Here is a 25,687-nt window from a genome sequence, read left to right as displayed (position 1 = left end):
ATAAGGTTTCCGGCTTTTCAGCGCTAACGCCGGAACCCCCTGGGGTATCGCTCAACGGACACCATGCACACAAGGAACCGCTCATGCCGCGCTTGCGCAAGGCTTTGATTGCCACCACCATCACGCTTGCCTTGGGCCATACCACCGCCCAGGCTCACGACCCGTTGCAGGCCAAGGTCGACCAGGTCGTCCGCCCGCTGATGCAGGAGCAAGGCATCAGCGGCATGGCGGTGGCCATTTATGCCCACGGCCATGCGCACTATTTCAGTTACGGCGTGGCCAGCAAGGCCGACAACGTGCCGGTAAGCCGCGACACGCTGTTCGAAATCGGCTCGTTGAGCAAGACCTATACCGCCACCTTGGCCGCGCTGGCCAGCGCGCAGGGCAAGCTGGACCTGTCGGCGCCGGCCAAGCGTTACCACCCGGCGTTGGCAGGCGCCCCTATTGGCGAGGCGTCCGTTCGCGACCTCGGTGCCTACAGCGCGGACTGCCTGCCGCTGCAGTTCCCGGATGACGTCCAGACGCCGCAGCAGGTCGTCGATTTCTTCCGGCACTGGCAACCACGCGCCAAACCCGGCACCCAGCGCTGCTACTCCAACCCTAGCCTGGGCCTGTTCGGCGACCTGGCCGCCCGCGCACAACAGCAATCGTTTTCGACACTGATGAGCGAAGGGCTGTTGGCACCGATGGGCCTGCGCGCCACCTATCTGCAGGTGCCCGCCAGCGCCCAGGGCCTGTACGCACAAGGTTACGATGCCGCCGACAAGCCGGTACGCGTCGGCCCCGGCCCCTATGCCGACGAAGCCTACGGGATCAAGACCAGCGCCCGCGACCTGCTGCGCTACGTGCGCCTGCACCTGCAACCTCAGGGCCTGCCACCGGCGCTGCAGCAAGCCTTGAGCATTACCCGCCAAGGCTACTTTCAGGTCGGCGCCATGACCCAGGGCCTGGGTTGGGAGCGCTACCCCTCCCCGGTCGCACTGGACACGCTGGTCGATGGCAACAGCCCAAGGCTGATCCGTGAACCACAGCCAGTCACGCGCTTGCAGCCAGCCCAGCCGGCGCTGCCTGCGGCCTGGTACAACAAGACCGGCTCCACCAATGGCTTTGGTGCCTACGCTGCGTTCGTGCCCGCCGAACAGCTGGCGGTGGTGTTGCTGGCCAACCGCAATTACCCCAATGAGGCCCGGGTCCGTGCCGCCTTTGCGATCCTTTCCGGCCTGTAGAAAGGCCGCGGATTGTCGAACAAATCGACACTTTGTAGTGAAAAAAAATATTCACTACAAAATGGTTGACGCCGTTCATCGCCCTTGTGCATGATGAAGCCGTCCCCCTGATCGGGGGCGGTGGCAAGGGTATTCCAGACGGTCTGCGCGGTAACGCGGGCCGTTCGTGGAGCGGGAAACTGTCCAAAAGGCAGCGTGAGAAAGCCCCTGTTGCGATGCTGCTGTAGCAGCGTTGGTAGTGCGCTACACCGTGGTAGCGCCAACTGTGAAAATCACCTACGAATGGGTAATGGGGGCTTTATGATGAACTTGAACAACAATCCGACCATCGACCAATTGGCCCAGCTGTTCGCCGGCCGCAAAGACAGCCTCGACGACCACCTGCTGTGGGTCAGCCAAACCGGTGAAGTGCGCCTCGATCGCCTGCCACCGAATACCGTCGAAGCTGAATTTGAAGAGCACCTGCCCAGCATGCGTGCCCGCTTTAAGGTCTACCGTCGTGGCCAAGGCTACGTTGGCAAGAAGGCCGCCGCCGACACCGAGTTCGTTGGCCGTGTGCTGCAGACCCTGCAACAGGAATGGCCCGCTGCCCGTGAGCAGCAGGCAGTCAAGGTGATCGAACCGCTCAATTGAGGTTGCCACCGTTAGCAAAGCCCGGCCTGAACAGGCCGGGCTTTTTCATGCCTGGCGCCGCTGGCGGCGGGCGGGCGGCAACGGCAGTGCCCCTGTCGCCATGGCCCTGGCGCGGTCGACACCCCAAACCATGGCACGGGTCATGGTCTCGCCCGGCCGCGCGGGGTAGTACTCCTCCACCAGCGCCCGCCCATCCCCGGCATACAACCCCAGGAACAATTGCGTTGCGCCCAGGCGCGACAAGCGCACCTGCACGTCCAGTGTGGTGCCATCGCTGAGCGCTTCGTCGTGGCTGCGGCTGTGTAGTTGGGCGTCCGCCCAGTGCCAATAAGTCTCTTCCCTGACGCGCATGAGCATCCAGTCCTCCGTTGCTCGAATGTGGCGTCAGCAAAGCACAGGCTTGGCGATCCGGCGAGTGTTACCCAATCATTTCATGAGGCGGGTCAACGAATGGCCATAAAAAGTCCGCCGTCGGGCAGCGCGGGGTTACTTCTTCAGCGGCACCCGTGGCATGAAGCGGCCCTTTTTGCTGCGCTGCAGATGGGCAGGCTGAAGCTGCTCGGAATCATCCAGGGTCATGTGGGCGAACCCAAGCCGGAATGCCGCCTGGCCGCAACGCACCTGGCTGTTGATCGGAAACGCATCGTTAAGGTCTTCGAAAAAAGATTCGCTCATGCCCTGTCTCCCTCAGCGGCAACGCGCCGGCAACCAGAAAAGTTGCCAAGTGACGCGGCCTGTAAAAGTGAGACTAGTCGGTCATTTACAGACCAGCCGGGCAAACCCCAGGCAGCCGACCAGTGGCAAACCGGCCTTCAGCGCAGGCGCACTGCGGTGCCGGTGACAAACACGACGACCATGCCGCCTTGTACCGAAGGCATGCTGATCTCGTAATCCACACCGACTACCGCGTCGGCTCGCAACTGCTGGGCGCGCGCCTTCAGCTCTTCGGTGGCCTGCTCGCGGGCCTCGCGCAGTGCGCTTTCCAGGGTCTGCGAGCGACCACCCAGCACGTCGCGAACACGGGTAAAAAAATCGCGGACGAAATTGATGCCCTGGACCGATTCGGCGCTGACCACGCCGAGGTATTCGGCAATCGGGCGGCCTTCAAGTTGACTGGTAGTGGAAATGATCATGCAAACGCTCCGTTGGCCTGGTCTCGAACAATGAGGCCGAGTCTAACAGAGCCGCACCTGAGCAACCGGCAATGGGGCCTTACCACCCGGTCAACGCTTCAGCCGTCACCCCCCCCCCACTACCCTCCTGTCAGGCGCTGGCCGCACGCAAGCGCTGGCCGATCCGCGCGCCGAATACGTTCACCAGCAGCCCGGCCATCACCAACACGGCGCCCCAGCCCTGAATTGCGGTCAGCCGTTCGCCCAGCAGCAATGCCGACGAACTCAAGCCGATCACCGGCACCAGCAGCGAAAAAGGCGCGACCTTACCGGCCGGGTGGCGGGACAACAGCTTGCTCCACAGGCTGTAGCCGATCATGGTGGCGACAAAAGCCAGGTATGCCAGCGCCAGCACCGAGCTGAGGCTGATGTTGGCAAGCGCATGGCCAATACGCTCTGGGCCTTCCAGCCACCAGGACAACGCCAGGAACGGCAACGGCGGGATCAACCCACCCCAGATCACCAGCGCCACCAGGTCAACCGAGCCAAAGCGCCGGGTAATGATGTTGCCCAGCCCCCACATGGCCCCGCCACACAATGTCAGCAGCAGCGCCACCATCGGCACGTGGCCACCGTCTTCGCTGCCGATCAGGGCCAGGCCACTGGCCGCCACCAGTAGCCCCAGCACACTGGCCAGGCGCAGCCGTTCACCGAGGAACAGCGCGGCGAAGCCGAGCGTGAAGAATGCCTGCGATTGCAGAATCAGCGAAGCCAGCCCTGGTGGCATGCCGCTGTACATGGCCTGGAAGAGAAAGGCGAACTGGCCCAGAGAAATGGTTGCGCCGTAGGCGATGAGCCAGCGCCAGGGCAATTTGGGGCGCCTGACCAGCAACACCGCGGGAAACGCCACCAGCAAAAAGCGCAGTGCCCCCAACAGCATCGGCGGCAAGCCGTCGAGGCCAACCTTGATGACTACAAAGTTGACTCCCCAGGCAACAATCACCACCAGGGCGATGAGCAGGTCCTTGAGCGGCACGGCAGCTTCCTTCTTCAGGCGTTCTAGACATATTTCGTTACAGCATAAGGCTATAACTCTGAAGAGGACCAGCACAGTTGTGGCCTAGGGTGGCGCAACAGTCCGACTGTTGCGTCAACCTGTAACGTTGATGCATAACGCAGAAAACCCGCGAACACTGCGTATTCGCGGGTTTCCAGTGCCCTTGAGCAGGGCACGATCAGCAGCGCGGACTTGCCGGCACCTGAGCCTTGCAAGCCTTATCGCTGTGCATCAAGCCGCTGCAAACAGCTCATTGGCGATCTGCGCCTGTGCGGCGTCAAGCGCCTGTGTACGCTGCTCCGGGCCGTAGGCCAAGCCGTGAGCGCGGACGATTTCCAGGTCGGTGACACCAATGAAGCCCAGGAACACCTTGAGGAAGTCTTCATGCCCAGCACCCGTTGGCTGGCCAGCGTGCAGGCCACCCGCGGTGGAAACCAGCACTACCTTCTTGTTACCGCAAAGCCCCTCGGGGCCCGCCTCGGTGTAGCGGAAGGTCTTGCCGGCCACGGCAACGCGGTCGATCCAGGCCTTGAGCTGGGTCGGCACGCTGAAGTTGTACATCGGCGCGCCTATCACCACGGCGTCGGCGGCCAGGAATTCCTCCAGGGTCTCGGCACTGAGCTTGGCCTCGAATGCCTGGGCGGCGTCGCGTACGTCTTCCGGGGTGCCAGCGGCTACCAGCGTGGCAGCAGAGAAGTGTGCAATGGCATCGGCAGCCAGGTCGCGGTACACCACTTCAACGCTCGGGTCTGCGACTTTCCAGGCTTCGACCACCTCGCGGCTCAACTGGCGGGATGCGGAATTGTCACCCAGGATGCTCGAATCGATGTGCAACAGTTTCATGGGACTCTCCTGTGAATGAAGACCGCATCACTTGGCGATCACGATGGGTAGAATCCTACCGGAGTGATTAATGACTGATAAGCCGCAGAAAATGCGTTAGTTTGTCTCATAAGTGGAACAATGAGACCTGTTCATGCAAGACCTCAATGACCTTTTCTATTTCGCCCGCGTAGTGGAAGCCAGCGGTTTTGCTGCAGCGGGGCGCCAGCTGGGCATTCCCAAGTCACGCTTGTCCCGGCGCATCGCCGAGCTCGAAGAGCGCCTGGGCACCCGCCTGCTGCAGCGCACCACCCGGCAGTTGAAACTCACCGCAGTGGGCGAGCGCTACCTGCATCACTGCCAGGCCATGCTGCTGGAGGCTGAAGCCGCCGATGAAACGGTGGCCAGCATGAGCAGCGAACCACGCGGGCGCTTGCGTGTGTCCTGCCCCGTGGCGCTGGCCCACGCGTTTCTGCCGCAGGTGATCAGCCGCTTTCTCGAGCAGTACCCGCTGGTGCAGTTGGACATGGTACTGCTCAACCGCCGGGTGGACCTGATTTCCGAAGGTATCGACGTTGCCCTGCGCGTGCGCGACCTGGGCGATGAAGACCCGGCCTTGGTCACCCGCCGCCTGCGCCAGGCGCAAATGCAGCTGGTTGCCGCCCCAGGCTTCGCCGACCACATCCGCGACCCTGCCGAACTGGCGACGTTGCCGGTACTGGGCGCCGCCGAGGCAGACCGGCTGGTGCACTTTCGCCTGCTGGGCCCCAACGGCAAGCAACAGGACCTGGCCCTGGAGCCACGCCTGGCGATCGACGATTTCGTAGTACGTAATGCCGCTGTACGGGCTGGCCTGGGCTTTACTGCATTACCCAGCATGTTTTGCGAGGCGGAGCTGGAACGCGGCGAGCTGGTACGCCTGCTGCCTGAATGGTCGCTGCCAGGTGGCTACCTGCAGGCGGTGTACCCGCACCGGCGCGGCCTGTTGCCGGCTGTACGGGTGTGGATCGACCACCTGGCGGCATCGTTCGAGGCGTGTGGGGAGCGATACGTATGAACGCGAACATGAGCGAAGCCGAAGTAGCGGCATTCTGCCTGGAGCTGCCGGGTGCCCAGGAAGACTACAAGTGGGGCGGTATCCGGGTGTTCTCGGTGGCCGGCAACAAGATGTTCGCGGTACTCGACCTGGCCGGCGCAGGGCTGTCGTTCAAGGTGGCCGACGATTTGTTTCTCGGCTATTGCGACCGCCCTGGAGTGCGACCTGCGCCTTACCTGGCACGGGCACGCTGGATCAGCATGGCGCCGCCCTACCCCATGGGCCGGGACGAATTGCGTGACTTGCTGCAGCGTTCGCACCAGCTGGTGGTGCGACGGTTGCCGAAGCGGTTACAGGTGGGTTTGCTGCTGTAATACCGCCTGCCCCCCGCTTCGGTGCCGCACTTCACCCTAAAGGCAGAAAGCGCCCATCGAAAAACAGCCAGTCGGCCCAGAACACCTGGTGCAACAGCACAATCGCCCAGAACAGCAGCTGGTACGAAAACTTGCGTGTCTTATGCCGGAACAGCTGCTGCGCCAGCAACGCACCCGGCCAGCCACCCAGCAGCTCGCTGGCATGCAGCACTTTCTCGGGCGTGCGCCAGGCCTGCTGACGTGCCTGGTGTTTGTCCTGCCAGTACAGCATGACGCTGACCAGGCTCATCGCCGGGTACAGCGCCAATGGCCACCAGGCCTGGTCGAGCCAGGCCATGCGAGCCGCGCCTAGCCCTGGCAGCACGCACAACACGGCCAGCACCAGCAGTTTCAGGCGCAGGTTGCGTACCCCGTCCAGCGGCGCGGCACGCCGCAGCTCAGCCATGAACCGAGGTCCAGTTGACCCAGCCGAACTGCCAGGTAGCCAGGATGAACAGGCCGAACACGATGCGATACCAGGCAAACGCGGCATAGCTGTGGTTGGCAATGAACTTGAGCAGCGCACGCACGGCGATCATGGCGAAAATGAACGACGTGACGAAACCGATGGCGAACACCGGCAAGTCTTCCGGCTGGAACAGGTGGCGGTACTTGTAGCCCGAATACACGGCCGCGCCGACCATGGTCGGCATGGCGAGAAAGAACGAGAACTCGGTGGCCGCTTTGCGCGACAGACCGAACAGCAGCCCGCCGATGATGGTCGAGCCCGAACGCGATGTGCCGGGGATCATCGCCAGGCACTGCACGAAGCCTATTTTCAGCGCATGGCTCCAACGCATGTCGTCGACATGGTCAACTTCTACCCGATGCGTGCGCCGCTCGGCCCACAACATGATCACCCCACCCACCACCAGCGCTGCCGCCACGGTGACCGGGTTGAACAGGTACTCGTGGATCAGGTCGGCGAACAGTACGCCCAGTACAACCGCAGGCAGGAATGCCAACAACAGGTTACCGGTAAAGCGCCGTGCCTTGGGTTGGCTGCGCAAGCCGAAAACCACTTCGCAGATCCTGCTGCGAAACTCCCACATCACGGCCAGGATCGCAGCCAGCTGGATGATGATGTTGAAAGCCATGGCCCGTTCACCGCCAAAACCGATCACGTCGGCGACGATGATCTGGTGGCCGGTACTGGAAATCGGCAGGAACTCCGTCAGCCCCTCTACTACGCCCAAGATGATTGCCTGGAAGGCAGTCCAAAAATCCATCATTCCCCCGGTGGAGCGCTGCTCGCAGCAGGCTCCTTGTTCTTGATCTATTGACGATTGCCGCACGCGGACCGGCTTTTTACAGCGACTGTTGGGACCAGCGCCAGTGGAAAAGTTCACGGCGGCTAAAGGTTTCATCTTGCGCGGCCGAAATCCTGTCAGAGCACCTTTGCAAATCCGTTACGCAACCTTCTGCAGACTGTGACAAAGATAGCACTTAGCCATTAGTCGAGTGGGGCATGGCTGCAAACCGTGCTTGGATGCAGCTGAATAAAAAGAACAATGGGGGAGCGGCTGGATGAACACTTTGAGATCAATGTCGATCAGCCAACGCCTGTGGCTGATCCTGGTGGTGGCGGTGGCCATGCTGGTGGTGCTGGGGCTGCTGATGCTGCGCCAGATCCACGGCGACCTGTACCAGGCCAAGGCCGAAAAGACCCGCCATGTGGTGGAAACCGCTGCAGGGGTACTGGCCTATTACCAAGGGCTGGAGGCAGCCGGCACGCTAAGCCGTGAAGCCGCCCAGCAGCAAGCGCTGCAAGTTGTCCGGGGGCTGCGCTACGACCACGACGATTATTTCTGGATCAACGACCTGGGGCCGAAGATGATCATGCATCCGACCAACCCCAAGCTCGACGGCCAGGACCTGTCAGCCATCCGCGACCCCGACGGCTTTGCCGTGTTCAATGAGATGGTCGCCCTGGCGCGCCAGCACGACGCGGGCCCGGTCAACTACCGCTGGCCCAAGCCCGGGGCGAGCGAGCCGGTGGCCAAGACCTCCTACATACAACTGTTCAAGCCATGGGGCTGGATCATCGGGTCGGGCGTGTACGTCGATGACGTGCAGGCCGAATTCGCCCGCCAGTTGCGCGATGCCTCGCTGGTTGGCCTGGGCATTGCCCTGCTGATGGCGCTGGTGGTGATGCTGATCGCCCGCAGCATTGCCCGCCCCCTTCAGGAAGCGGTGCAGGCCATGGGCAACATCGCCAGTGGTGAAAGTGACCTGACCCGGCGCCTGGACACCCATGGTCGCGACGAAATCACCCGCCTTGGTGAACACTTCAACCGCTTCAATGGCAAGCTGCAGGGCGTGGTCGGCCAATTGCAAGGGGCCGCCCATGCGCTGGCCCAGTCGGCCGGGCACGTGGGTGACAATGCCGGGGCCGCCGAGCAGCGCAGTGCCCAGCAGTCGTTGCAGATGGACCAGGTGGCTACCGCCGTGAACGAAGTGACCTACGCCGTGCAGGACGTGGCCAAGACGGCCGAGCAGGCTGCCGGGGAAATGCACAGCGCCCAACTGCAGGTCACGCAGGGCCAGCAAGCCATCCACGGCAGCCTGGCGCAGATCGACCGGCTGTCCCTGACCATCGACCAGGCTGTGCAAGTGATCCGCGACCTGGCCGCGCACAGCACGCGCATCGGCGGCGTGCTCGACGTGATCCGTTCGATTGCCGAGCAAACCAACCTGCTGGCGCTGAACGCCGCCATCGAGGCGGCCCGGGCCGGGGAGCAAGGCCGCGGCTTTGCCGTGGTCGCCGACGAGGTGCGCCTGCTGGCACAGCGCACCGCGCAGTCCACGGCCGAGATCCATACCATGATCGAGCACCTGCAAAGCCAGTCGGACGCCGCTGTGCGGGCAATCGACACCAGCAGCGAGGCCTCGCGCCAGACCGTCGAACAGGCCCGCGAGGCCGGCGCCAGCCTGGACGCCATCAACCAGGCGCTGAACAACCTCACCGCCTTGAATGCGTCCATTGCCAGTGCCACCCTGCAGCAGGCGCATGTGGTCGAAGAGATCAACCGCAACGTACTGGACACTGCCGGGCTGTCCCAGCAAACCGCCGATGCGGCGCGCCAGTCCAGCGATGCGGGGGTGGCCTTGGGCCAGTTGAGCGAAGAACTGGAGCAGTTACTGCGCCAGTTCCGCGTGTAGTACGGGCTGCCGGCGGGCGCGGCTACACCTTCGCCCGCCGAACAGCTACAATCGCGCCCCTTCCCCGCAGCCTCCAAGGATCGCCGATGTCCGGCCTTGAACTCATCGCCGCCGTCCTCGGCGTCATCGCTGTCTGGCTCACGGTCAAGCAGAACGCCTGGTGCTGGCCGATCGGCCTGGTCATGGTGCTTATCTATGGCTGGCTGTTCTATGAGGTGAAGCTGTATTCGGGCATGTTGCTGCAACTGGCCTACGCCCTCCTGCAACTGTACGGCTGGTGGCAATGGCAACGCCCCGACCGCGCTGAAGACGCCCGCCAGGTCTCGCGCTTGCAAGGCCCGGCGCTATTTGCCGGCCTGGCCGTCGGGGTGCTGCTGAGTGCCGCCCTGGGCGCGGCCATGGCCCACTGGACCGACGCCGCCATGCCGTGGCTGGACGCAACCCTGACCGGCTTCAGCCTGGTGGCACAACTGTGGATGGCGCAGAAGCGCCTGCAATGCTGGGCCCTCTGGGTGGTGGTCGACACCCTGTATGTCGGCCTGTACCTGCACCAGCAGCTGTATTTCACGGCAGGCTTGTTCGCCGTTTTGACCCTCATAGCCGTACGCGGCTGGCTGGAATGGCGGCGAGACCCGGCATTGGTGCAGCCATGAGCACGGTGCAGGCGACGAAAGTACTGGTGCTGTGCGGCCCCGAGTCCAGCGGCAAAAGCTGGCTCAGCGGGGTGATCCAGGCGCATTTTGGCGGTTTGGTGGTGGCCGAATACGTGCGTCACTTCATCGAGCAGGAGCGCCGCGATACCTGCTACGCCGATATCCCCAGCATTGCCCGTGGCCAACTGGCATGGGAAGACCAGGCCCGCGAGCAGGCGCCCCCCTTGCTGATCCTCGACACCCACCTGCTCAGCAACATGCTCTGGAGCCATGCCCTGTTCGGCGACTGCCCAGCCTGGCTGGAACAGGCCCTGCTCGCCCGGCATTACGACCTGCACCTTTTGCTAAGCCCACAAGGCGTGGAATGGGTCGCCGACGGCCAGCGCAGCCAGCCGGACGTGCGCGATCGGCAACGCTTTTTCGAAGACAGCCGGGCCTGGTTGCAGCAGCATGGCCAGCCCCACCAGATAATTGAAGGGAGTTGGCCACAGCGCCAGTTGTTGGCCCTGGAAGCGGTGGCTAGGCTCCTTGATAGCGATAAGCCAGCCTGCCCTGCCGAGTGTTAAGCCACTGACACAGCCCCCTGCGGTACAACCCCCGAAACCAGGCGGCTGCTCCCACTAGCAGGGTAAGTGTCAAGCGGGTGAAACACCGCTGCGAAATCTCCCTTCAAGCGACGCCACAGCAGGCCCGCCCGGCCATGCCGGTGTGCAACTGTTTCACGGCTGACACACCACACCCCACCTGCGTCTTAGCTGTCATCGCCAAGCGCCTGATTTTCATAGCAATTCAAAAAGCGGCACACCTTCTGCTCTGTCCTTCGCATCGCTGATCAGGCCCAGCGCTCAAAGAAGGAAGTGCCGTCGTGAGGAAACCAGCCAACCACCTTTATCACGCCTTGCTGATGGGCTGCGTACTGGGGTCACTGAGCCTGACGGCGCAGGCCGACAAGGGGATCATCACCATTACCCGTGACGTGCAGGTGCGCAACGCAACCGTGCCCCCCCTGCGGCCCGATCCCAATCCGACCACGGTCAACGCCAACCCCTCTGCCTATGTGCTCAAGCAGACCAACGAGCTGAGCGACGGCGACTTCGCCGCCATCAGCAGCGGCGCTGGCATCAGCAACATGATCACCCAGCAGACCAACAACCTGGGCGGCAACCTCGGCAACCAGAACCAGTTGCCCAACCTGGCCGGCGGCCGCGGTACCGGTGGTTCCGGTAACGGCATCGCCAACATGGTCAACTCCAGCGTGCAACGTGGCCTGGCGCCGCTGCAAATCCTGACCGGCGGGGGCAAGTGAGATGAAGTACATGCTGCTGATGCTGGCTGCGGTGTGCAGTGCGCCCGCCTTCGCCCAGTCCCCCGTTCCGGTCATCAACAACGCTGACATCGACAGTTCCGGCAGCCGCTACCAAGGCAACCTCAGCGTCAACCAGGCCGCCGGGGACCAGCAGCAGCAGGCCAATGCCCGCGCCATCGCCGTTGGCCCCGAGGCCAACGCCAGTACCCAGATCCGCCAACAGCTCAACACCCCCGCCGACCCGAGGATGGACGCCCGCGCGACCATTCAGGGCAACGCTTTCAGTAATGGCAGCGGCGCCCTGGGGGTGAACCAGAGCGCAGGCGCCAACACCCAGCAAGCCAATGCCATGCGCATCAGCATTGGCGCACAACCGCAAAGCATCGACGACAGCGTCCTCATGCAACAGAACGTGACGCTGCTCAACAACTCCGGAGCAACGGATATCCCAGCCGGCTATCGCCAGGTCACCACCAGTGACCAGGCCTTCACCGGTAGCCGTGGGGTGATCCAGTTGAACCAGAGTGCCGGGGTGGGAAACCGCATGGCCAACACCTTGAGCATCCGGGTCGCGGACTGACCCTTTCAGTTAAGAACGACACTTAACCTACTAGAGTACGGAGAATCACCATGAAACCCTCGATGGCAATCAAGCCTCTGGTTTTCGCAATTGCTGCGGTCATGGCTGTTGCTGTACAAGCTGGGCAAAACGACCGGCGCGGTGACTACCATAATGGCAACAACAATGGCCAGCACACGCCTCCTGCCACCAAGATCCCGGTGTATGCAACCGCCAATGCCTGGGACACTCAAACCAGTACCAACAACCGCATCACCAACCAAGGCACCATCAACGAAGCCGAGATGAGCGACTCGGGCACCGGCTCCAGCGGCAACGTCGGCATCAACGTCGCGGCCGGTAATGGCAACCAGCAGGACAACGCTGCAGCCATCGCCAACGCCGGCTCCGAATCGAGCCTGGACAACAGCTTCGTGTTCGGCATGGCCAACGCCACGGCCGACGTGGTGCAAACCAGCCGCAGCAACCGGGTAGACAACTACTCGACGCAATCGTCGGCGCTGATGAGCGGCTCGGCCAGCGGGGCTGAAGGCAACATCGGCATCAACGTGGCCGGTGGCGACCTCAACCAGCAGAAAAACACCATGGCCATCGCCAACACCGGCGCTCCATTGGGCAACGCCACGGCGACCGCCTCCGCCAACCAGTCCGGCCCAGGCCTGACGGTGAACAACAGCGCCGACCGCACCTACCGGGTAGACACGCTGACCTTCACCACTTCGGCCAGCGGCTCGAGCTCGCGTGATGGCACCTTCAACTCGAGCGACGACCGCAGCGCGTCGTCGAGCTTCAGCGTGGCCGGCTCGCAAAGCGCCAGCAACAGCGGCTCCAGCGGCTGGAACTCCAGTGGTTCGAGCAGCGCCAATGCCAGTGGCTCCAACAGTGCCAGCGCCAGCGGTTCCAACAGCTGGGGCATGAGCGGTTCGGCCAGCGGTTCCAACAGCTCGTCCAGCAGTGCCAGCCTGAACGCCAGCCTGGCTGCAGCAGCCGACGCGACCCGCACGGTCACCACCGACGACGGCCGCCGCGAACGCTCGCGCACCAGCAGCTTCGATGGTTCGCTGAACGCCTCGCTGAACGCCTCGATCGACAAGTCGCACGAAAGTGCCTATGACTCGTCCTTCGAGAAGGCATTCGACTCGAACTACGACAAGTCGCACCAGTCCTCCTACGACAAGTCGCGCGATTCTTCGTACACCAAGTCTCATGAGTCCTCGTACGAAAATGCTTCCGCCTCTGACTTCTCCAAGTCTGGCGAGCAATCGCATCAGTCCTCCAACGACGTCGCCAAGAGCTACAGCGAAAGCAGTGCTTACGACTTGAGCAATACCGTGTCCTTCCAAGTGCTGACCCCGACCGGCTGGGCCAACCCTGTTACCAACACTGCAACCCTTAGCGGTTCGGTCAACGGTGGCAGCGGCAACCTGGGCGTGAACGTGGCCGCCGGTGTAGGCAACCAGCAGAGCAACTCGCTGGCCATCTCCAACACCTCGTTCTAACGCTGCAATCAAGGCCCCCTTCGGGGGGCCTTTCTTCAACAGAACAAGAAGGCATCCGATCATGCGCATTATCGCCTTGGCGTTTTTACTGTGCCTGGCCAGCGTGAGCGAAGCTGCACAAATGCCGCTGGCGGTATTGCCGGGCGGCGCCGTGGTGTTCAAACCCCTGCAAAGCGTGCGCGAGCGCAAGTTCGCCGACCTGGTGCAACAGAAAACCGACTTCAGCTGCGGTGCTGCTGCCCTGGCGACCATCCTGCGCCAGGCCTACTGGCTGGATGTGGACGAACACCAGATCATCGAAGGCATGCTGGCCCACGCCGACCAGGACCTGGTGCGCACCCAGGGCTTTTCGATGCTCGACATGAAGCGCTACGTGGAAAGCCTGGGCATGCGTGCCCGCGGCTACCGTGTAGCGCCCGATACCCTGCACAGCGTGCGCATTCCGGTGGTGGTGTTGATGGATGTGCGTGGCTACAAGCACTTCGTGGTCATGCAGAAAGTCGACAAGGGCTGGGTGTATGTCGGTGACCCAGTGCTGGGCCACAGGCGCTACAAGGTAGACGACTTCCTCAAGGGCTGGAACGGCATCATCTTCGCCGTGATCGGCCAGGGTTATGACAAGAACAATGTCTTGCTCGACCCGCCTCTGCCGCTGACCGCCAAGGGTCGAGTGAACAACTTCACCCCGGTGCAGGACGCAGAGCTGCTGGACTTTGGCTTCATCAAAAGCGACTTCTTCTAACGATACGTCCAATGATAAGGAGCATGACGCTCCCGGGAGCCCGCCATGAACAACCCCTTCCTGCTGGCATTGGCCTGCCTGGCTGCCAGCCTGCCGGTTCATGCAGAAACGTTCAAACCCATCGAACTGAAGGACCAGGAACTGGCAACTTTGCGTGGTCGTTACGTGATGCCGGGGCGCATCGTGAGCTTCGGCATCGTCATGAGCAGCACCTGGCAAAATGCCAAAGGCGACGTGATTGGCGCCAGCAGCAGCCTGCAGGTGCAAGCGTCGACAATCAAGCCACAATTCTACGTGTCGACGATCAATGAAAAAGGCACCGGCAGCGCGGCTGGGGCGGCCGCTGCGTCCGGGACCGGCAGCGTGACCGGCGGTGCCGGGCTGGCCACCAGCGAGGGCGTCACCCAGGTAGTGCGCGCCGCCGGTGATAACAACGGCGCATACAACAACGTCGACATCAACGTCACCAAGGCCAACCAGGCACCGGTGGTGCAACAGCAGGGCCAGGCGCTGGCCGCAGGCCAGACGCTGAACGCAGAAAACGGCGCCGGTTCGCTGAGCGTATCGGCCAGCGGCGTGGGCGTGCAGCTGAACATCAACGCCAGCAACAACCAGGGCAGCAGCATGCAACGCCTGGCCCAGGGCGGCCTGATGCAGAACACCACGCTGCTGGGCAACGGCAACCTGGTCAGCAATGTCACCTCCCTCAACGTGGTCATGCGCGAGAGCATGCCGACAGCGGCTTCGCTCAATGGCAGCCTTGATCAGCTTAAAGGCCTTCGCACTTTCGGATACTGATCTACGCTCAGTCTCATCAAAAGTAGTTGGAAGGGACGGCAACTCCATGCACCGATCTTTTACGCTCAAGGCTTTTGTTTGTCTGACTACCCTGGCTCCGGCCACATTGCTGTATGCCGCTGCCGACCCGCAGGTCGAGGCACTGAAGCAGGAACTGACCGAACTCAAGCGCCGGTATGAGGCCCAGCAGCAAGCGTTGATGGTGCTGGAACAACGCGTGCGGCAGGTTGAAGAAGCCCCGGCGGCGGCCCCACCCAAACGCCTGGTCAAGTCGCCTGCCGAAGGCGTGAAGGGTGGCCAGACGGTAGCGTCCGGCGCCCCTGGCACCACCGGCAGTTCCTATGGCCAGGCCCTGGCTGCCGACTCGGAGCCGGCGCAGAGCGTGTCCAACCTGTATGACGAGGCCAGCGGCTTCTTCGGTGGCGGCAAGTTCAGCTTCGAGACCGGCCTGACCTATACCCACTACGACACCCGTGCACTGACCCTCAACGGGTTCCTGGCGCTGGACTCGATTTTCCTGGGCAGCATCAACCTCGACCGCATCAAGGCCGACAACTGGACCTTGGACATGACCGCGCGCTACAACCTGGCGCAACGTTGGCAGTTCGACATCAACGTGCCGGTGGTGTACCGCGAATCCACCTACTCGTCCGGCGGTGCCGGCGGCTCGGGCGCGGCCACCTCCGATGCCACCGTCACGCGTGACCCGGAAATCGGCGATATCAACGTTGGCGTGGCCTACAAGTTCCTCGACGAAGACGAAACCTGGCCGGATGCCGTGGCCACCCTGCGGGTCAAGGCCCCGACCGGCAAGGACCCCTATGGCATCAAGCTGCGCGAGGTGGACGGCAACAACAACCTGGCGGTACCGGACAGCCTGCCGACGGGCAACGGCGTGTGGTCGATCACCCCAGGCATCTCGCTGGTCAAGACCTTTGACCCGGCCGTGCTGTTCGGCAGCCTGTCCTACACCTACAACATGCAGGACTCGTTCAGCGACATCAGCCCGCAGGTCAACAGCAAGGTGCCGGGCGACGTCAAGCTTGGCGACTCCTGGCAAATCGGCGGGGGCATCGCGTTCGCGCTCAACGAAAAGATGAGCATGTCGTTCTCGGTGTCGGACCAGTTTGCCCGCAAGAGCAAGATCAAACCGGATGGCGGTGACTGGCAGTCGATTTCCAACAGTGACTACAACGCCGCCAACTTCAACATCGGCCTGACCTTCGCCGCCAGCAACAACCTCACCATCGTGCCCAACTTGTCCATTGGCCTGACCGACGACGCCCCGGACTTTTCCTTCAGCCTGAAATTCCCCTACTACTTCTGACCTATGCCATCAGCCGGGCCCGCGACTACGGGCCCGGCTTTTGGTAACCACCCTTGTAGCGCCCGCCTTCCCGCCCGCCCGCCTGTTATCATTCAGCACAGTTTCATGACGATTCAATGGCAAAAGGGAAGTTTTTGTGAAGAACCTGTCCGACCACCCACAGGCCCGGCTTGCCGCTCTGGCAGGCCTGCTGTTGGTGATCCCACTGGGTGCGCGCGCCATGCTGGGTTGGTCCAACCCACTGGGTTACCTGTCAGACCTCGCCCTTGGCAGCCTGCTGCTGTTACTGCTGCAGCGCCGCCCGTGGTGGCTGGCACTGCCGGTGTTGCTGGCCTGGGCGGCCCTGTGGGTCGCCTCGGCCGAACTGGTCAGCGCGGTGGGCCGCTTGCCCACCAGCGCCGACCTGGCCTACCTGGCCGACCCGCAGTTCATGGAAAACTCCACCGGCGGCGGCCTGGCCCATGCCTGGCTGCCCTGGCTGATGGGCGGCGGCCTGCTGGCCTGGCTGGTTCTCGCCTGGCGCTGCCGCGCGCAGCGCGGCCTGGCGCTGCCGCGCAAGGCCTGGGCCATCCCGGTCGTGCTGTTCGGCGCCCACTGGGGCAGCCAGCAACTGGCCCCTTCCGATGCCGACCAATGGCGGCAATACAACCTGGGCCATCAGTTGCTGTCTGCCGGGGTGGGCCAGGTACAGCGCCAGGCCGATGAGTGGCTGGGCACTTCCATGCCCTTCACCCCCCTGCCCAGCACCGGCCTGACGCAATCCGACCTGCACGGGCAACGCCTGCTGGACGGCCCGGGCCGTGCGCGCAATTTGCTGGTGATCACCCTCGAAGGCATCCCCGGCGCTTACCTGCGGCCCAACCGTCAGGCGTTGAACAGCCCCTTCGACGAAGAGCTCATGCCCAAGCTCAGCAGGTGGGCCGAGCGCGGCATGAATACCCCGGACTACGTACTGCACACCCACCAGACCATTCGTGGGCTGTACGCCATGCTGTGTGGCGACTATGACAAGCTGGCCAACGGCACCCCCAAGGGGGTTGAGCTGCTGACCCAGAACGAACGTAACCAGGCCTGCCTGCCGGCGCAGTTGCGCCAGGCCGGGTTCACCACCCATTACCTCCAAGGTGCGGGCCTGCGCTTCATGGCCAAGGACCGCATCATGCCGCATGTCGGTTTCGAGGCTGTACATGGCTTGGAGTGGTTTGCCAACAAGAACTACCTGGACTTCCCCTGGGGCAAGGACGACCGCGCGTTCTTCGAGGGCGCATTGAGCTACGTGGGCCATTTGCAGCAGCAGGACAAACCCTGGATGCTCACGTTGCTGACCGTCGGTACCCACCAGCCCTATTCCGCGCCGGCGGAGTACCTCGAACGGTTCGACACGCCGAAACAGGCGGCAGTGGCCTACCTGGACGACGCGGTTGCGGCGTTCCTCGACAGCCTCGAACGCCAGGGGGTACTCAAGGACACGCTGGTGGTGCTGACCTCCGACGAGTCGCATGGCATCGACGGCGTGCGCCTGGCGTCCTCCTGGGGCTTCAACCTGACCCTGGCCCCGGAGCAGGCCCAATTGCCACGGCTCAAGCAAGGGACTTATGGCCACATCGACCTTGCCGCTTCACTGCTCGACTACTTCTCGCTGCCGATCCCCATGGCCCTGGGCGGTCGCTCGCTGTACCGCGACTACGACACCGGCCGCGAAATGATCGCCTACACCAACGGCATGCTGCGCTACCACAACGGCCAAGGGGTGTTTACCGAGTGCGATTTTCAACAACGGTGCCGGCGTTACGCCAGTGAGGGCTTCATCGCCGGGCAGGCCCGCTACCTTGGCAGCGGCGATAACCTGCTCGGGCAGCAGATCGGTGCCCTGGCCGGCGTGCTCGACCAGTCGCTGCTGCAGACGCCGCTGAACCTGCGCTACCAGTTTGGCGGCCCTGCGCCGATCAGGCTGCGCAAGCACATTCAGGATGATTGGGCCGACAACCTGATCGGTGCCCAATACCTGGAAATGCCAGGGGGCTCGCGTACCCGGGTACGCATCAAGGTCCGGTCGCTGGACCCAAGGCACGTGGCCTATATCCAGCTCAAGGCCAAGCAACTGGAACAGGACGTACCGCTGGGTCTGCCTGCCGAGGTGCAAGTCACCACCGATCAGCCACTAGAGATGGACTTCCGCTTCGACAACCCGACCGATCGCAAGGCGTTTTCCTTCCACTTGCTGGGTTATGGCGGCGGCCAGGTGGAAGTCAGCGACTTCAGCGTGATAACCGCGCTGCCTGGCGATGAAGAGGCAGCCGAGGAACTGGGTGACGAGCCTATCGCCCATTCTGGCTGAACAGGCGACAGCTCTGCGGTGCGTGGCACCGCCTACGCCGGTGTGCGCGGCGGTTTAACCGCGCACACCCAGCATTCCGCGTTCGACAATGAAATCGATCACTGCCTGCAGCCCCTCACCTTTCTTCAGGTTGCTGAAGGTCCATGGGCGCTGTGGGCGCATGCGCTGGGTATCGCGCTCCATCACCTCCAGCGAAGCCCCCACATACGGTGCCAGGTCGGTCTTGTTGATCACCAGGAAGTCGGACTTGGTGATGCCCGGGCCACCCTTGCGCGGAATCTTCTCGCCCTCGGCTACGTCGATCACGTAGATGGTCAGGTCGGCCAGCTCCGGGCTGAATGTGGCGCTGAGGTTGTCACCGCCGCTTTCCACGAAAATGACTTCGAGGTTGCCGAACTTGCGCGCCAGCGCCTCGACCGCCGCCAGGTTCATGGAGGCGTCTTCGCGAATCGCCGTGTGCGGGCAGCCGCCGGTTTCCACCCCGACGATGCGCTCCGGCTCCAGCGCGCCGGCTTCGGTGAGGATGCGCTGGTCTTCCTTGGTGTAGATGTCGTTGGTGACCACGGCAATCTGGTAGTGATCGCGCATGGCTTTGCACAGGGCTTCGAGCAGTGCGGTCTTGCCGGAGCCGACCGGGCCGCCGACACCGACGCGCAGGGGTTGTTGATAGCTATGCATGCAGGCAGTCCTCAGGAACGGAACAAACGGGTGTATTGGGTTTCGTGACGCGATGAGGCAATGGCCAGCAACGGCAGGCCACCCCCGAGCTGGTCGTCACCCAGGGTCAGGGCCTGGTCGATGGCTGCGGGCAAATCGGTGGCCAGGTCACGCAGCAGGGTCTGGGCCGCCTGCTGGCCGAACGGCACCAACTTGACACCGGCCATGACCGCGCCCTCCAGCCAGGCAAAGCCATGCCCCAGGGCCAGTTGGCGCAAGGGGATGGCCCAGTGCACAGCCAACCAGGCCATGCCGCCCAACTGGGTCAGCTCGAGGCTGGTACGCCACGCCGGCGCCTGGCCCAGCTGCCAGCCGTCGAGTAGCCGTGCCAGGGCCGCCCCGCGCTGCTGTTCTTCCAGGCGCAACTCGGCGGTTTCACGGTTGGCCAGCAAAAAGCGGCTCCAATGAGCAAAGGCTTGCGCATCCTCGGCCTGGCAGGCCTGGTACAAGCGGGCGAGCACCGGCCAGTCCAGGCCGACCAGGGTGTCGTGCAACTGCTCACGCTGCCACGCAGTGAACCCGTGCACATCCCTTACCCAGCCCGCCTCCACGGCCCACTCCAGGCCCTGTGAATAGGTGAAGCCACCTACCGGCAGGCCTGGGCTGGCCAGTTGCAGCAGGCGCAGCAACGCCAGATCGCTGTTCATCAGCCGGCCAGTACCAGCGCGGCGCCGGCCAGCAGGCCACCGCCGAAAGCTTTTTGCAGGCCAGCATGGCGGCGCAGCAGGCAACCGACCGCAAAGCCGGCGGCCAGCAACAGCCCGCTGACCGTGACAAAGCCGGCGCTGAACTGCCAGAACGCGCTTGGCGTGGCCTCGACGCCATGCGCCCAGCCATGGAACAGCGCGAACACCGGCATCGCCAAGGCCAGCAGTTGTTGCCGGCCAGGCAGCAGCACGGCACCTGCGGCCACCAGCAGCGACACAGCGATCAGCGTTTCCATGCCCAGCACGTCCCCGAACAGATGCCCACATACCGCCCCGCCGAACATCGCGGCCAGGGTCGCCAGTGGCAAGGTCAGGTTGCGCCGGGTCAGCGCCGCCAGTACGCCGGTGCCCAGCAGCATCAGCAGGTGGTCGAGCCCGGTCAGCGGGTGCAGAAGGCCGTCATGCAAGGGGTTGCTGTCATGCCCGGGGTGGGCGAAAGCCGGCACGGCCAGCATCAGCAGAAACAGGGCGAAAGTCTTTTTCATCGGTTGCTCCAGGGCAGTTCAGGAATGGGCAGGCAAGCGCACGAACGGGTGATCGTGGCCGTGAGCGTGGCTGTGGCTGTGTGGCGCACTTTGGTAGGCACCCGCTTCGGGCTCGAACGGGGCCTGCTCGGCCTCGACAGTCAGGCCCAGGCCACGCAGCATCTCGTCCAGCACATGGTCGTGCTGGAAGCGCAACAGGCCGGGCTCGATCTGCAGCGGGACATGGCGGTTGCCCAGGTGGTAGGCCGCGCGCGCCAGCAGGTGCGGGTCGGCACAGCGCACGGTGGACACCGCCTCGGGCGCTGCCAGCACGCGGATCAGCTGGGTGCCCTCGGCATCGGCCAACAGCTCGCCGCCACGCAGCAGGTGGCCACGCTCCAGCATCAGGCCGGCTTCGCGACCATCGTCCAGCGTCACCCGCAGGCGGCTCTTGATGCGGCTGTCCACATCGAGGGTGACGGTACCCGTGACAGCACGTGCGCCGGGTTCGGTAATCCGCTGGGTCAAGACAATCATCGGTGCTCCTTCAGAACAGGAAATAGCGCTGAGCCAGCGGCAGTTCACTGGCCGGTTCGCAGACCAGCAGCTCGCCATCGGCACGCACCTGGTAGGTTTGCGCGTCGACCTCGATCAGCGGTTGCAGGGTGTTGTGGACCATGTCCGGCTTGCGCACCCGGCGGCACCCGTCCACCACGCCGATCAGGCTGCGCAGGTTCAATTGCTCGACCAGGCCACGGTCCATAGCGGCCTTGGGCAGGAAGGTCATGCGCGTGGCATGGCGGGCTGCGCCCAACGCGCCGAACATTGGGCGGTAATGCACCGGCTGGGGCGTAGGGATGGACCCGTTGATATCGCCCATGGGCGCGGTGACGATCATGCCGCCCTTCAGTACCAAGGCGGGCTTGACCGCGAAAAATGCCGGCGACCACAGCACCAGGTCTGCCAGCTTGCCCACTTCGACCGAGCCCACCTCGTGGCCGATGCCATGGGTGAGCGCCGGGTTGATGGTGTATTTGGCGATGTAGCGCTTGACCCGGAAGTTGTCGCTGTAGTGGGTATCCGGTGCCAGTGGGCCACGGCGCAGCTTCATCTGGTGCGCCACCTGCCAGGTGCGCAGCACCACCTCGCCCACCCGGCCCATGGCCTGGGAGTCGGACGAGCTCATGGCGAAAGCGCCCATGTCGTGGAGGATGTCTTCGGCAGCGATGGTTTCACGGCGGATGCGCGACTCGGCAAACGCCACGTCCTCGGCAATGCTTGGGTCCAGGTGGTGGCAGACCATGAGCATGTCCAGGTGCTCGTCCACCGTGTTGATGGTGTACGGCAGTGTCGGGTTGGTCGAGGACGGCAGCACGTTGGCCTGCCCGGCCGCACGGATGATGTCGGGGGCATGGCCGCCACCGGCACCTTCGGTGTGGAAGGTGTGGATGGTGCGGTCACCGATCGCCGCCAGCGTGTCTTCGATACAGCCGGATTCGTTGAGTGTGTCGGTATGGATCGCCACCTGGATATCCATTTCTTCGGCTACGCCCAGGCAACAGTCGATGGCCGCCGGTGTCGAGCCCCAGTCCTCGTGCAGCTTGAGCCCGACCGCCCCGGCAGCGATCTGCTCGCGCAACGCTTCAGGGCGCGAGGCGTTGCCCTTGCCCAGCAAACCGATGTTGATCGGCAGGCTGTCGGCAGCCTGCAGCATGCGCGCCAGGTACCACGGGCCCGGGGTGCAGGTGGTGGCGTTGGTTCCGGTAGCCGGGCCAGTGCCACCACCGATGAAGGTGGTTACACCGCTGTTGAGCGCCTCGTCCACCTGCTGCGGGCAGATGAAATGGATGTGCGAGTCGACCCCCCCGGCAGTGACGATCTTGCCCTCGGCGGCGATCACTTCGGTGCCTGGCCCTACGGGTATGTTGACGCCTGGTTGCACGTCGGGGTTGCCGGCCTTGCCGATCACGGCAATACGCCCGTGCTTGATGCCGATATCGGCCTTGACGATACCCCAGTGGTCGATGATCAACGCGTTGGTCAACACCAGGTCCATGGCCTCGGCGGCCAGCATCTGGCCCTGCCCCATGCCATCGCGGATGACCTTGCCGCCGCCGAACTTCACTTCTTCGCCGTAAACGGTGTAGTCCTTCTCTACTTCGACCCACAATGCCGTGTCGGCCAAGCGCACACGGTCACCCACGGTAGGGCCGAACATGTCGGCATAGGCCTGGCGGGAAATTCGGCTCATGCCCTGCCCTCCAGTGCGCCCATCACCTTGCCCTGAAAGCCGTAGACTTCGCGCTTGCCAGCGTAGGCCACCAGTTGCACGGTACGGGCCTGGCCCGGCTCGAAGCGCACGGCAGTGCCGGCCGGGATATCCAGGCGAAAGCCCAGGGTTGGCCCGCGCTCGAACACCAGCGCCTCGTTGACTTCGTAGAAGTGGTAATGCGAGCCGACCTGCACCGGGCGGTCGCCATGGTTGGCTACGCTGACACTGACCGTGGCGCGGCCACTGTTCAATTCGATGTCGCCAGCGGCGACCTGGATTTCACCTGGGATCATGCGGCGTTCCTCGGCAGGTTCAGACGATCGGGTCATGCACGGTCACCAACTTGGTGCCATCCGGAAAAGTCGCTTCGACCTGTACGTCGTGAAGCATCTCGGCGATGCCAGGCATGACTTGGTCACGGCTCAACACCTCGCGGCCCATGCTCATCAGCTCAGCGACGGTGCGCCCATCACGGGCCCCTTCCAGCACGGCGGCGCTGATCAGCGCTACGGCCTCCGGGTAGTTGAGTTTCAGGCCACGGGCCAGGCGCCGTTCTGCCAACAAGGCGGCAGTGAACAGCAGCAGTTTGTCTTTCTCTCTTGGGGTCAGCTCCATGGCGCTCTCTCAGGTGGCCCAGATACGTGGCGCGCAGGCTGGCAGGCCGAGAACGGCCGGGCGCAGCACATGCCACAGGCGTTGCAGGGTGCGTTGCAAATGTTGGTTGTCATGGTCGAGCAGGCGGATCACCAGCAGCGAACCGAGCAGCGTCGCGCCGGCAGGGGTGCCCAGCTCATCGAGCATGGGCCTTACCTGCTCCAGCAATGCCTGATCGGCCGGCGCGGCACAGAAGGTGGCTAGCAGTGGGTGGCCACCGAGCTTGCCCAGCTGGCCGCCTTCGATACGCAGGCGCTCATGCAGGCCCGTTTCGCCGGCCAGGGTGATGTGCAACAGGCTGTCGAGTGCACCCTGGTCGAACCGTTCGAGCATCACCGGGCGGCCCAGGCACAGCGTTTCCCAGGCCAGCAACCGGGCGCCGGGCTCAAGGGTGAAGTGGCTGGCGAGCCGGGCACGGGCACCGGAGAAGAAAATGCTGTCCTGGGGCAACCATTCCAGGGTGCTGCCAGCGGCCAGGTGGAAGCGCTGGGTCAGCCGTGCGGTCGGGCCGATGCTGCGGTAAAACTTGCTGGCACCGGGCATGGTCAGCAGGGCGTGGCTGCCAGCTTCCAGCTGAATGTCGAGCTCCAGGCGATCGCCGGCAACGATGCCACCCGGCGGGTGCAGAACATACACATGGCAGGGTGCACCTTCCGGGTAGAAGGGGCGCTGCACCAAAAGAGGTCCGAAATGTTTCCATGCACCAAGGCGGGTCGTGCCCGCACGCTGGACAAAGCGCAATTGCAGGTGCGCGCTCCAGCCTGCATCGTCTTGGTGGTGTTCGATCTGCTCCGCGAGCGACATCCTGCGGCCCCTGAAAACCGTGGCCTGCTGGCCGGTAAGAGGGTCAGCGGCGGGCGCCGGTTAGTGCGCACGGCCTGACCACTCGATCAAATTCGCAGGCTGGATATAGCAGGTTGCGGGCCAACTCCGCAGGTGAAGGCAGATGAATTATTTTTACCGCTCGCTCCGCCATCGGGCACCGCCGCGGGGGCCGCACAAAGCGGGGGCGTGCCCAGGCCCTGTTTCGGTGCTGGCGAGGCCTACGCTGGTCGGCGCTCAGTAGTCGAAACGGTCTACCGCACGGCGGCGTTCGTTGTCGTCACGCCGGTCGTAGATCGCCGTGGTCTGGATGTTGGCATGGTGTGCCAGCTTTTGCGCAATCGACAGGTCGTGCTCCTCGATCACCCGGGTGATGAACGCGCGGCGGAAGTCGTGCGGCATGATCTTGACCCCCACCTGCGCGCCGCGCTGGCGGGCGATGTAGTAGATGGCATGCTTGGTGATACGCGCCCGGGTGATGTGGTTGCCGCGGCGGATGCGGTTGAACAGGAACGGGTCATCTTCGGCACCGGCCGGCAGGGCCTGGCGACGCACGTCGAGCCACGCCTGCAGCTTCTCGAACGCCCAGGGCGGCGCGTACTTGATCAACTGGTGGTTGCCCTTGCCCACCACTTGCAGGCTGCGCGCGGCGAAGTCAACCTGGGCAAGGTCGATGTCGACCGATTCCGACTTGCGCATGCCTGTGCCATACAGCAAGGCAATGATCGCCGCGTCGCGCACCCCTTGCGGCCGCGGGTCGGCAGCGCACACGTCCATCAGTTCGCGAATCAGGCTACGCCGCAGGTTGCGCCCGGGCGGCAGGCGGGTGCCGGTTGCCGGCTTGACCTCGCGGATGCGTAGCAACTGCTCGTGGTCGATCAGGCCCTGGCGCCAGGCCTCGTTCATCACCCCGCGGATGGCGTTGACGTACAGCGAAGAGCTGTTCGGCGCGTAACCATCGGCCCGCAGGGCTGCCACCAGGGCGATCACATGGCCGGGCTCGAGCCGATGCCAGGGAACGTCGACGATATTGCAGTCGACGAACCCCAAGCGGTCGGCGGCGTCCTGAAGGATGTAGCGCATGGTTTGCTGGCTGGATGGGGCCAGGCGGGCCATGTACTGCAGCAGCGGATTTTTCGAGAGGTCGGACAAAACGTGAATCCTGTAGCGGGGCGTTGGCCGGCAGCACAGCGGGCCGACGCTGGAGCAGATCAAAACGGCGTGCCGGCGAGTCTGCATGACAAACTAACGGTCGGGCCATTCTGGCCCAAGACAGTGCCATCACCTTGATATACAAGGACTTTGTATCAGGCATGGAAGGCGATCTTACCCCAATCGAGCCCCCTG

Annotated in this window: 30 protein-coding genes; 14 read left to right on the top strand and 16 right to left on the bottom strand. The window is 63.7% G+C overall.

Annotated elements, in window-relative coordinates; all coding sequences use genetic code 11:
- Nucleotides 1-83 precede the first annotated feature (83 nt).
- Both ampC and L1P09_RS11680 read left to right on the top strand, forming a co-directional pair.
- On the top strand, nucleotides 84-1,226 hold the full coding sequence (ampC, locus tag L1P09_RS11685; protein WP_192439978.1) for a class C beta-lactamase: 1,143 nt from the start codon (nucleotides 84-86) through the stop codon (nucleotides 1,224-1,226).
- Nucleotides 1,227-1,526: 300 nt separating this feature from the next.
- A complete protein-coding gene (locus L1P09_RS11680) occupies nucleotides 1,527-1,859 on the top strand; it encodes a hypothetical protein (protein ID WP_029884829.1) in 333 nt (110 codons plus the stop codon).
- Nucleotides 1,860-1,904: 45 nt separating this feature from the next.
- On the opposite strand, the gene L1P09_RS11675 is transcribed toward L1P09_RS11680, so the two are convergent.
- The 5 genes from L1P09_RS11675 to L1P09_RS11655 form a co-directional block, all read right to left on the bottom strand.
- The gene (locus tag L1P09_RS11675; RefSeq protein WP_054904382.1) at nucleotides 1,905-2,216 is read right to left on the bottom strand and encodes a hypothetical protein; all 312 of its coding nucleotides are present in this window, start codon (nucleotides 2,214-2,216) and stop codon (nucleotides 1,905-1,907) included.
- Between the two features lie 129 nt (nucleotides 2,217-2,345).
- On the bottom strand, nucleotides 2,346-2,534 hold the full coding sequence (locus L1P09_RS11670; protein ID WP_003253897.1) for a hypothetical protein: 189 nt from the start codon (nucleotides 2,532-2,534) through the stop codon (nucleotides 2,346-2,348).
- Nucleotides 2,535-2,671: 137 nt separating this feature from the next.
- Nucleotides 2,672-2,992: a YbjQ family protein gene (locus L1P09_RS11665; RefSeq protein WP_009685439.1), complete on the bottom strand. Its 321-nt coding sequence runs from the start codon at nucleotides 2,990-2,992 to the stop codon at nucleotides 2,672-2,674.
- A gap of 130 nt (nucleotides 2,993-3,122) precedes the next feature.
- Complete coding sequence (locus tag L1P09_RS11660; RefSeq protein WP_054904381.1) at nucleotides 3,123-4,007, bottom strand: EamA family transporter; 885 nt, start codon at nucleotides 4,005-4,007, stop codon at nucleotides 3,123-3,125.
- 252 nt (nucleotides 4,008-4,259) lie between these two features.
- Nucleotides 4,260-4,871, bottom strand: coding sequence for an FMN-dependent NADH-azoreductase (locus tag L1P09_RS11655; RefSeq protein WP_235768881.1), 612 nt, complete (start codon nucleotides 4,869-4,871; stop codon nucleotides 4,260-4,262).
- A gap of 133 nt (nucleotides 4,872-5,004) precedes the next feature.
- Here L1P09_RS11655 and L1P09_RS11650 point away from each other — a divergent pair, with 133 nt between their 5' ends.
- Both L1P09_RS11650 and L1P09_RS11645 read left to right on the top strand, forming a co-directional pair.
- Nucleotides 5,005-5,907: a LysR substrate-binding domain-containing protein gene (locus L1P09_RS11650; protein ID WP_235768880.1), complete on the top strand. Its 903-nt coding sequence runs from the start codon at nucleotides 5,005-5,007 to the stop codon at nucleotides 5,905-5,907.
- Between the two features lie 8 nt (nucleotides 5,908-5,915).
- The gene (locus tag L1P09_RS11645; protein ID WP_009685444.1) at nucleotides 5,916-6,260 is read left to right on the top strand and encodes an MmcQ/YjbR family DNA-binding protein; all 345 of its coding nucleotides are present in this window, start codon (nucleotides 5,916-5,918) and stop codon (nucleotides 6,258-6,260) included.
- A gap of 31 nt (nucleotides 6,261-6,291) precedes the next feature.
- On the opposite strand, the gene L1P09_RS11640 is transcribed toward L1P09_RS11645, so the two are convergent.
- Nucleotides 6,292-6,705 (bottom strand): DUF1294 domain-containing protein, encoded by a 414-nt coding sequence (locus L1P09_RS11640; RefSeq protein ID WP_054904379.1) that lies wholly within the window; start codon nucleotides 6,703-6,705, stop codon nucleotides 6,292-6,294.
- The gene (locus tag L1P09_RS11635; protein WP_054904406.1) at nucleotides 6,698-7,528 is read right to left on the bottom strand and encodes an undecaprenyl-diphosphate phosphatase; all 831 of its coding nucleotides are present in this window, start codon (nucleotides 7,526-7,528) and stop codon (nucleotides 6,698-6,700) included. The genes L1P09_RS11640 and L1P09_RS11635 overlap by 8 nt, the downstream gene beginning before the upstream one ends.
- A 298-nt stretch (nucleotides 7,529-7,826) precedes the next feature.
- On the opposite strand from L1P09_RS11635, the gene mcpP reads away from it, so the two are divergent.
- From mcpP to L1P09_RS11585, 10 genes are all read left to right on the top strand, one after another.
- Nucleotides 7,827-9,461 (top strand): methyl-accepting chemotaxis protein McpP, encoded by a 1,635-nt coding sequence (mcpP, locus tag L1P09_RS11630; RefSeq protein WP_192439976.1) that lies wholly within the window; start codon nucleotides 7,827-7,829, stop codon nucleotides 9,459-9,461.
- 86 nt (nucleotides 9,462-9,547) lie between these two features.
- Nucleotides 9,548-10,114: a nicotinamide riboside transporter PnuC gene (gene pnuC, locus L1P09_RS11625; protein ID WP_029884823.1), complete on the top strand. Its 567-nt coding sequence runs from the start codon at nucleotides 9,548-9,550 to the stop codon at nucleotides 10,112-10,114.
- Nucleotides 10,111-10,680, top strand: coding sequence for an AAA family ATPase (locus L1P09_RS11620; protein ID WP_192439975.1), 570 nt, complete (start codon nucleotides 10,111-10,113; stop codon nucleotides 10,678-10,680). Before pnuC ends, L1P09_RS11620 begins: the two co-directional genes overlap by 4 nt.
- Before the next feature lie 338 nt (nucleotides 10,681-11,018).
- The gene (locus L1P09_RS11615; protein WP_104148483.1) at nucleotides 11,019-11,420 is read left to right on the top strand and encodes a hypothetical protein; all 402 of its coding nucleotides are present in this window, start codon (nucleotides 11,019-11,021) and stop codon (nucleotides 11,418-11,420) included.
- 1 nt (nucleotide 11,421) lies between these two features.
- The gene (locus tag L1P09_RS11610; protein ID WP_110675939.1) at nucleotides 11,422-12,000 is read left to right on the top strand and encodes an adhesin; all 579 of its coding nucleotides are present in this window, start codon (nucleotides 11,422-11,424) and stop codon (nucleotides 11,998-12,000) included.
- Nucleotides 12,001-12,050: 50 nt separating this feature from the next.
- Nucleotides 12,051-13,499 carry a hypothetical protein gene (locus L1P09_RS11605; protein ID WP_054904374.1) on the top strand — a complete coding sequence of 483 codons (1,449 nt, stop codon included), beginning with the start codon at nucleotides 12,051-12,053 and terminating at the stop codon, nucleotides 13,497-13,499.
- A gap of 61 nt (nucleotides 13,500-13,560) precedes the next feature.
- Complete coding sequence (locus tag L1P09_RS11600; RefSeq protein WP_009685453.1) at nucleotides 13,561-14,241, top strand: C39 family peptidase; 681 nt, start codon at nucleotides 13,561-13,563, stop codon at nucleotides 14,239-14,241.
- 45 nt (nucleotides 14,242-14,286) lie between these two features.
- A complete protein-coding gene (locus L1P09_RS11595; RefSeq protein ID WP_054904373.1) occupies nucleotides 14,287-15,039 on the top strand; it encodes a hypothetical protein in 753 nt (250 codons plus the stop codon).
- A gap of 46 nt (nucleotides 15,040-15,085) precedes the next feature.
- Complete coding sequence (locus tag L1P09_RS11590) at nucleotides 15,086-16,366, top strand: hypothetical protein (protein ID WP_029884820.1); 1,281 nt, start codon at nucleotides 15,086-15,088, stop codon at nucleotides 16,364-16,366.
- 136 nt (nucleotides 16,367-16,502) lie between these two features.
- Complete coding sequence (locus L1P09_RS11585) at nucleotides 16,503-18,704, top strand: LTA synthase family protein (protein ID WP_232892168.1); 2,202 nt, start codon at nucleotides 16,503-16,505, stop codon at nucleotides 18,702-18,704.
- 54 nt (nucleotides 18,705-18,758) lie between these two features.
- Here L1P09_RS11585 and ureG read toward each other — a convergent pair whose 3' ends face one another.
- From ureG to L1P09_RS11540, 9 genes are all read right to left on the bottom strand, one after another.
- Nucleotides 18,759-19,382, bottom strand: coding sequence for an urease accessory protein UreG (gene ureG / locus L1P09_RS11580; protein ID WP_009685457.1), 624 nt, complete (start codon nucleotides 19,380-19,382; stop codon nucleotides 18,759-18,761).
- An 11-nt stretch (nucleotides 19,383-19,393) separates the two neighbouring features.
- Entirely contained in the window at nucleotides 19,394-20,068 is a 675-nt protein-coding gene (locus L1P09_RS11575; RefSeq protein WP_009685458.1) for an urease accessory protein UreF, read from the bottom strand.
- Entirely contained in the window at nucleotides 20,068-20,613 is a 546-nt protein-coding gene (locus L1P09_RS11570) for a HupE/UreJ family protein (RefSeq protein WP_009685459.1), read from the bottom strand. The genes L1P09_RS11575 and L1P09_RS11570 overlap by 1 nt, the downstream gene beginning before the upstream one ends.
- 18 nt (nucleotides 20,614-20,631) lie before the next feature.
- Entirely contained in the window at nucleotides 20,632-21,129 is a 498-nt protein-coding gene (ureE, locus tag L1P09_RS11565; protein ID WP_029884816.1) for an urease accessory protein UreE, read from the bottom strand.
- Between the two features lie 10 nt (nucleotides 21,130-21,139).
- A complete protein-coding gene (gene ureC, locus L1P09_RS11560; RefSeq protein ID WP_232892169.1) occupies nucleotides 21,140-22,843 on the bottom strand; it encodes an urease subunit alpha in 1,704 nt (567 codons plus the stop codon).
- Complete coding sequence (locus L1P09_RS11555) at nucleotides 22,840-23,157, bottom strand: urease subunit beta (RefSeq protein ID WP_009685462.1); 318 nt, start codon at nucleotides 23,155-23,157, stop codon at nucleotides 22,840-22,842. Before L1P09_RS11555 ends, ureC begins: the two co-directional genes overlap by 4 nt.
- Nucleotides 23,158-23,176: 19 nt before the next feature.
- Nucleotides 23,177-23,479, bottom strand: a complete 303-nt coding sequence (locus tag L1P09_RS11550) for an urease subunit gamma (RefSeq protein WP_009685463.1) — start codon at nucleotides 23,477-23,479, stop codon at nucleotides 23,177-23,179.
- Nucleotides 23,480-23,488: 9 nt separating this feature from the next.
- The gene (locus L1P09_RS11545) at nucleotides 23,489-24,322 is read right to left on the bottom strand and encodes an urease accessory protein UreD (protein ID WP_232892170.1); all 834 of its coding nucleotides are present in this window, start codon (nucleotides 24,320-24,322) and stop codon (nucleotides 23,489-23,491) included.
- A gap of 255 nt (nucleotides 24,323-24,577) precedes the next feature.
- Nucleotides 24,578-25,492, bottom strand: coding sequence for a site-specific integrase (locus L1P09_RS11540; protein ID WP_232892171.1), 915 nt, complete (start codon nucleotides 25,490-25,492; stop codon nucleotides 24,578-24,580).
- Nucleotides 25,493-25,687 lie beyond the last annotated feature (195 nt).

The organism is Pseudomonas juntendi (assembly GCF_021560075.1).
GTDB lineage: Bacteria > Pseudomonadota > Gammaproteobacteria > Pseudomonadales > Pseudomonadaceae > Aquipseudomonas > Aquipseudomonas juntendi.
Note: the sequence above shows the minus strand (reverse complement) of the source record. Positions and strands in the feature narration are given on the sequence as shown.

What these genes read in the sequence shown, in the direction of transcription:
- ampC (WP_192439978.1), top strand. Translation starts at nt 84, where the DNA reads ATGCCGCGCTTGCGCAAGGCTTTGATTGCCACCACCATCACGCTTGCC.
- L1P09_RS11680 (WP_029884829.1), top strand. Translation starts at nt 1,527, where the DNA reads ATGATGAACTTGAACAACAATCCGACCATCGACCAATTGGCCCAGCTG.
- L1P09_RS11675 (WP_054904382.1), bottom strand. Translation starts at nt 2,216, where the DNA reads ATGCTCATGCGCGTCAGGGAAGAGACTTATTGGCACTGGGCGGACGCC.
- L1P09_RS11670 (WP_003253897.1), bottom strand. Translation starts at nt 2,534, where the DNA reads ATGAGCGAATCTTTTTTCGAAGACCTTAACGATGCGTTTCCGATCAAC.
- L1P09_RS11665 (WP_009685439.1), bottom strand. Translation starts at nt 2,992, where the DNA reads ATGATCATTTCCACTACCAGTCAACTTGAAGGCCGCCCGATTGCCGAA.
- L1P09_RS11655 (WP_235768881.1), bottom strand. Translation starts at nt 4,871, where the DNA reads ATGAAACTGTTGCACATCGATTCGAGCATCCTGGGTGACAATTCCGCA.
- L1P09_RS11650 (WP_235768880.1), top strand. Translation starts at nt 5,005, where the DNA reads ATGCAAGACCTCAATGACCTTTTCTATTTCGCCCGCGTAGTGGAAGCC.
- L1P09_RS11645 (WP_009685444.1), top strand. Translation starts at nt 5,916, where the DNA reads ATGAGCGAAGCCGAAGTAGCGGCATTCTGCCTGGAGCTGCCGGGTGCC.
- L1P09_RS11640 (WP_054904379.1), bottom strand. Translation starts at nt 6,705, where the DNA reads ATGGCTGAGCTGCGGCGTGCCGCGCCGCTGGACGGGGTACGCAACCTG.
- L1P09_RS11635 (WP_054904406.1), bottom strand. Translation starts at nt 7,528, where the DNA reads ATGGATTTTTGGACTGCCTTCCAGGCAATCATCTTGGGCGTAGTAGAG.
- mcpP (WP_192439976.1), top strand. Translation starts at nt 7,827, where the DNA reads ATGAACACTTTGAGATCAATGTCGATCAGCCAACGCCTGTGGCTGATC.
- pnuC (WP_029884823.1), top strand. Translation starts at nt 9,548, where the DNA reads ATGTCCGGCCTTGAACTCATCGCCGCCGTCCTCGGCGTCATCGCTGTC.
- L1P09_RS11620 (WP_192439975.1), top strand. Translation starts at nt 10,111, where the DNA reads ATGAGCACGGTGCAGGCGACGAAAGTACTGGTGCTGTGCGGCCCCGAG.
- L1P09_RS11615 (WP_104148483.1), top strand. Translation starts at nt 11,019, where the DNA reads ATGGGCTGCGTACTGGGGTCACTGAGCCTGACGGCGCAGGCCGACAAG.
- L1P09_RS11610 (WP_110675939.1), top strand. Translation starts at nt 11,422, where the DNA reads ATGAAGTACATGCTGCTGATGCTGGCTGCGGTGTGCAGTGCGCCCGCC.
- L1P09_RS11605 (WP_054904374.1), top strand. Translation starts at nt 12,051, where the DNA reads ATGAAACCCTCGATGGCAATCAAGCCTCTGGTTTTCGCAATTGCTGCG.
- L1P09_RS11600 (WP_009685453.1), top strand. Translation starts at nt 13,561, where the DNA reads ATGCGCATTATCGCCTTGGCGTTTTTACTGTGCCTGGCCAGCGTGAGC.
- L1P09_RS11595 (WP_054904373.1), top strand. Translation starts at nt 14,287, where the DNA reads ATGAACAACCCCTTCCTGCTGGCATTGGCCTGCCTGGCTGCCAGCCTG.
- L1P09_RS11590 (WP_029884820.1), top strand. Translation starts at nt 15,086, where the DNA reads ATGCACCGATCTTTTACGCTCAAGGCTTTTGTTTGTCTGACTACCCTG.
- ureG (WP_009685457.1), bottom strand. Translation starts at nt 19,382, where the DNA reads ATGCATAGCTATCAACAACCCCTGCGCGTCGGTGTCGGCGGCCCGGTC.
- L1P09_RS11575 (WP_009685458.1), bottom strand. Translation starts at nt 20,068, where the DNA reads ATGAACAGCGATCTGGCGTTGCTGCGCCTGCTGCAACTGGCCAGCCCA.
- L1P09_RS11570 (WP_009685459.1), bottom strand. Translation starts at nt 20,613, where the DNA reads ATGAAAAAGACTTTCGCCCTGTTTCTGCTGATGCTGGCCGTGCCGGCT.
- ureE (WP_029884816.1), bottom strand. Translation starts at nt 21,129, where the DNA reads ATGATTGTCTTGACCCAGCGGATTACCGAACCCGGCGCACGTGCTGTC.
- ureC (WP_232892169.1), bottom strand. Translation starts at nt 22,843, where the DNA reads ATGAGCCGAATTTCCCGCCAGGCCTATGCCGACATGTTCGGCCCTACC.
- L1P09_RS11555 (WP_009685462.1), bottom strand. Translation starts at nt 23,157, where the DNA reads ATGATCCCAGGTGAAATCCAGGTCGCCGCTGGCGACATCGAATTGAAC.
- L1P09_RS11550 (WP_009685463.1), bottom strand. Translation starts at nt 23,479, where the DNA reads ATGGAGCTGACCCCAAGAGAGAAAGACAAACTGCTGCTGTTCACTGCC.
- L1P09_RS11545 (WP_232892170.1), bottom strand. Translation starts at nt 24,322, where the DNA reads ATGTCGCTCGCGGAGCAGATCGAACACCACCAAGACGATGCAGGCTGG.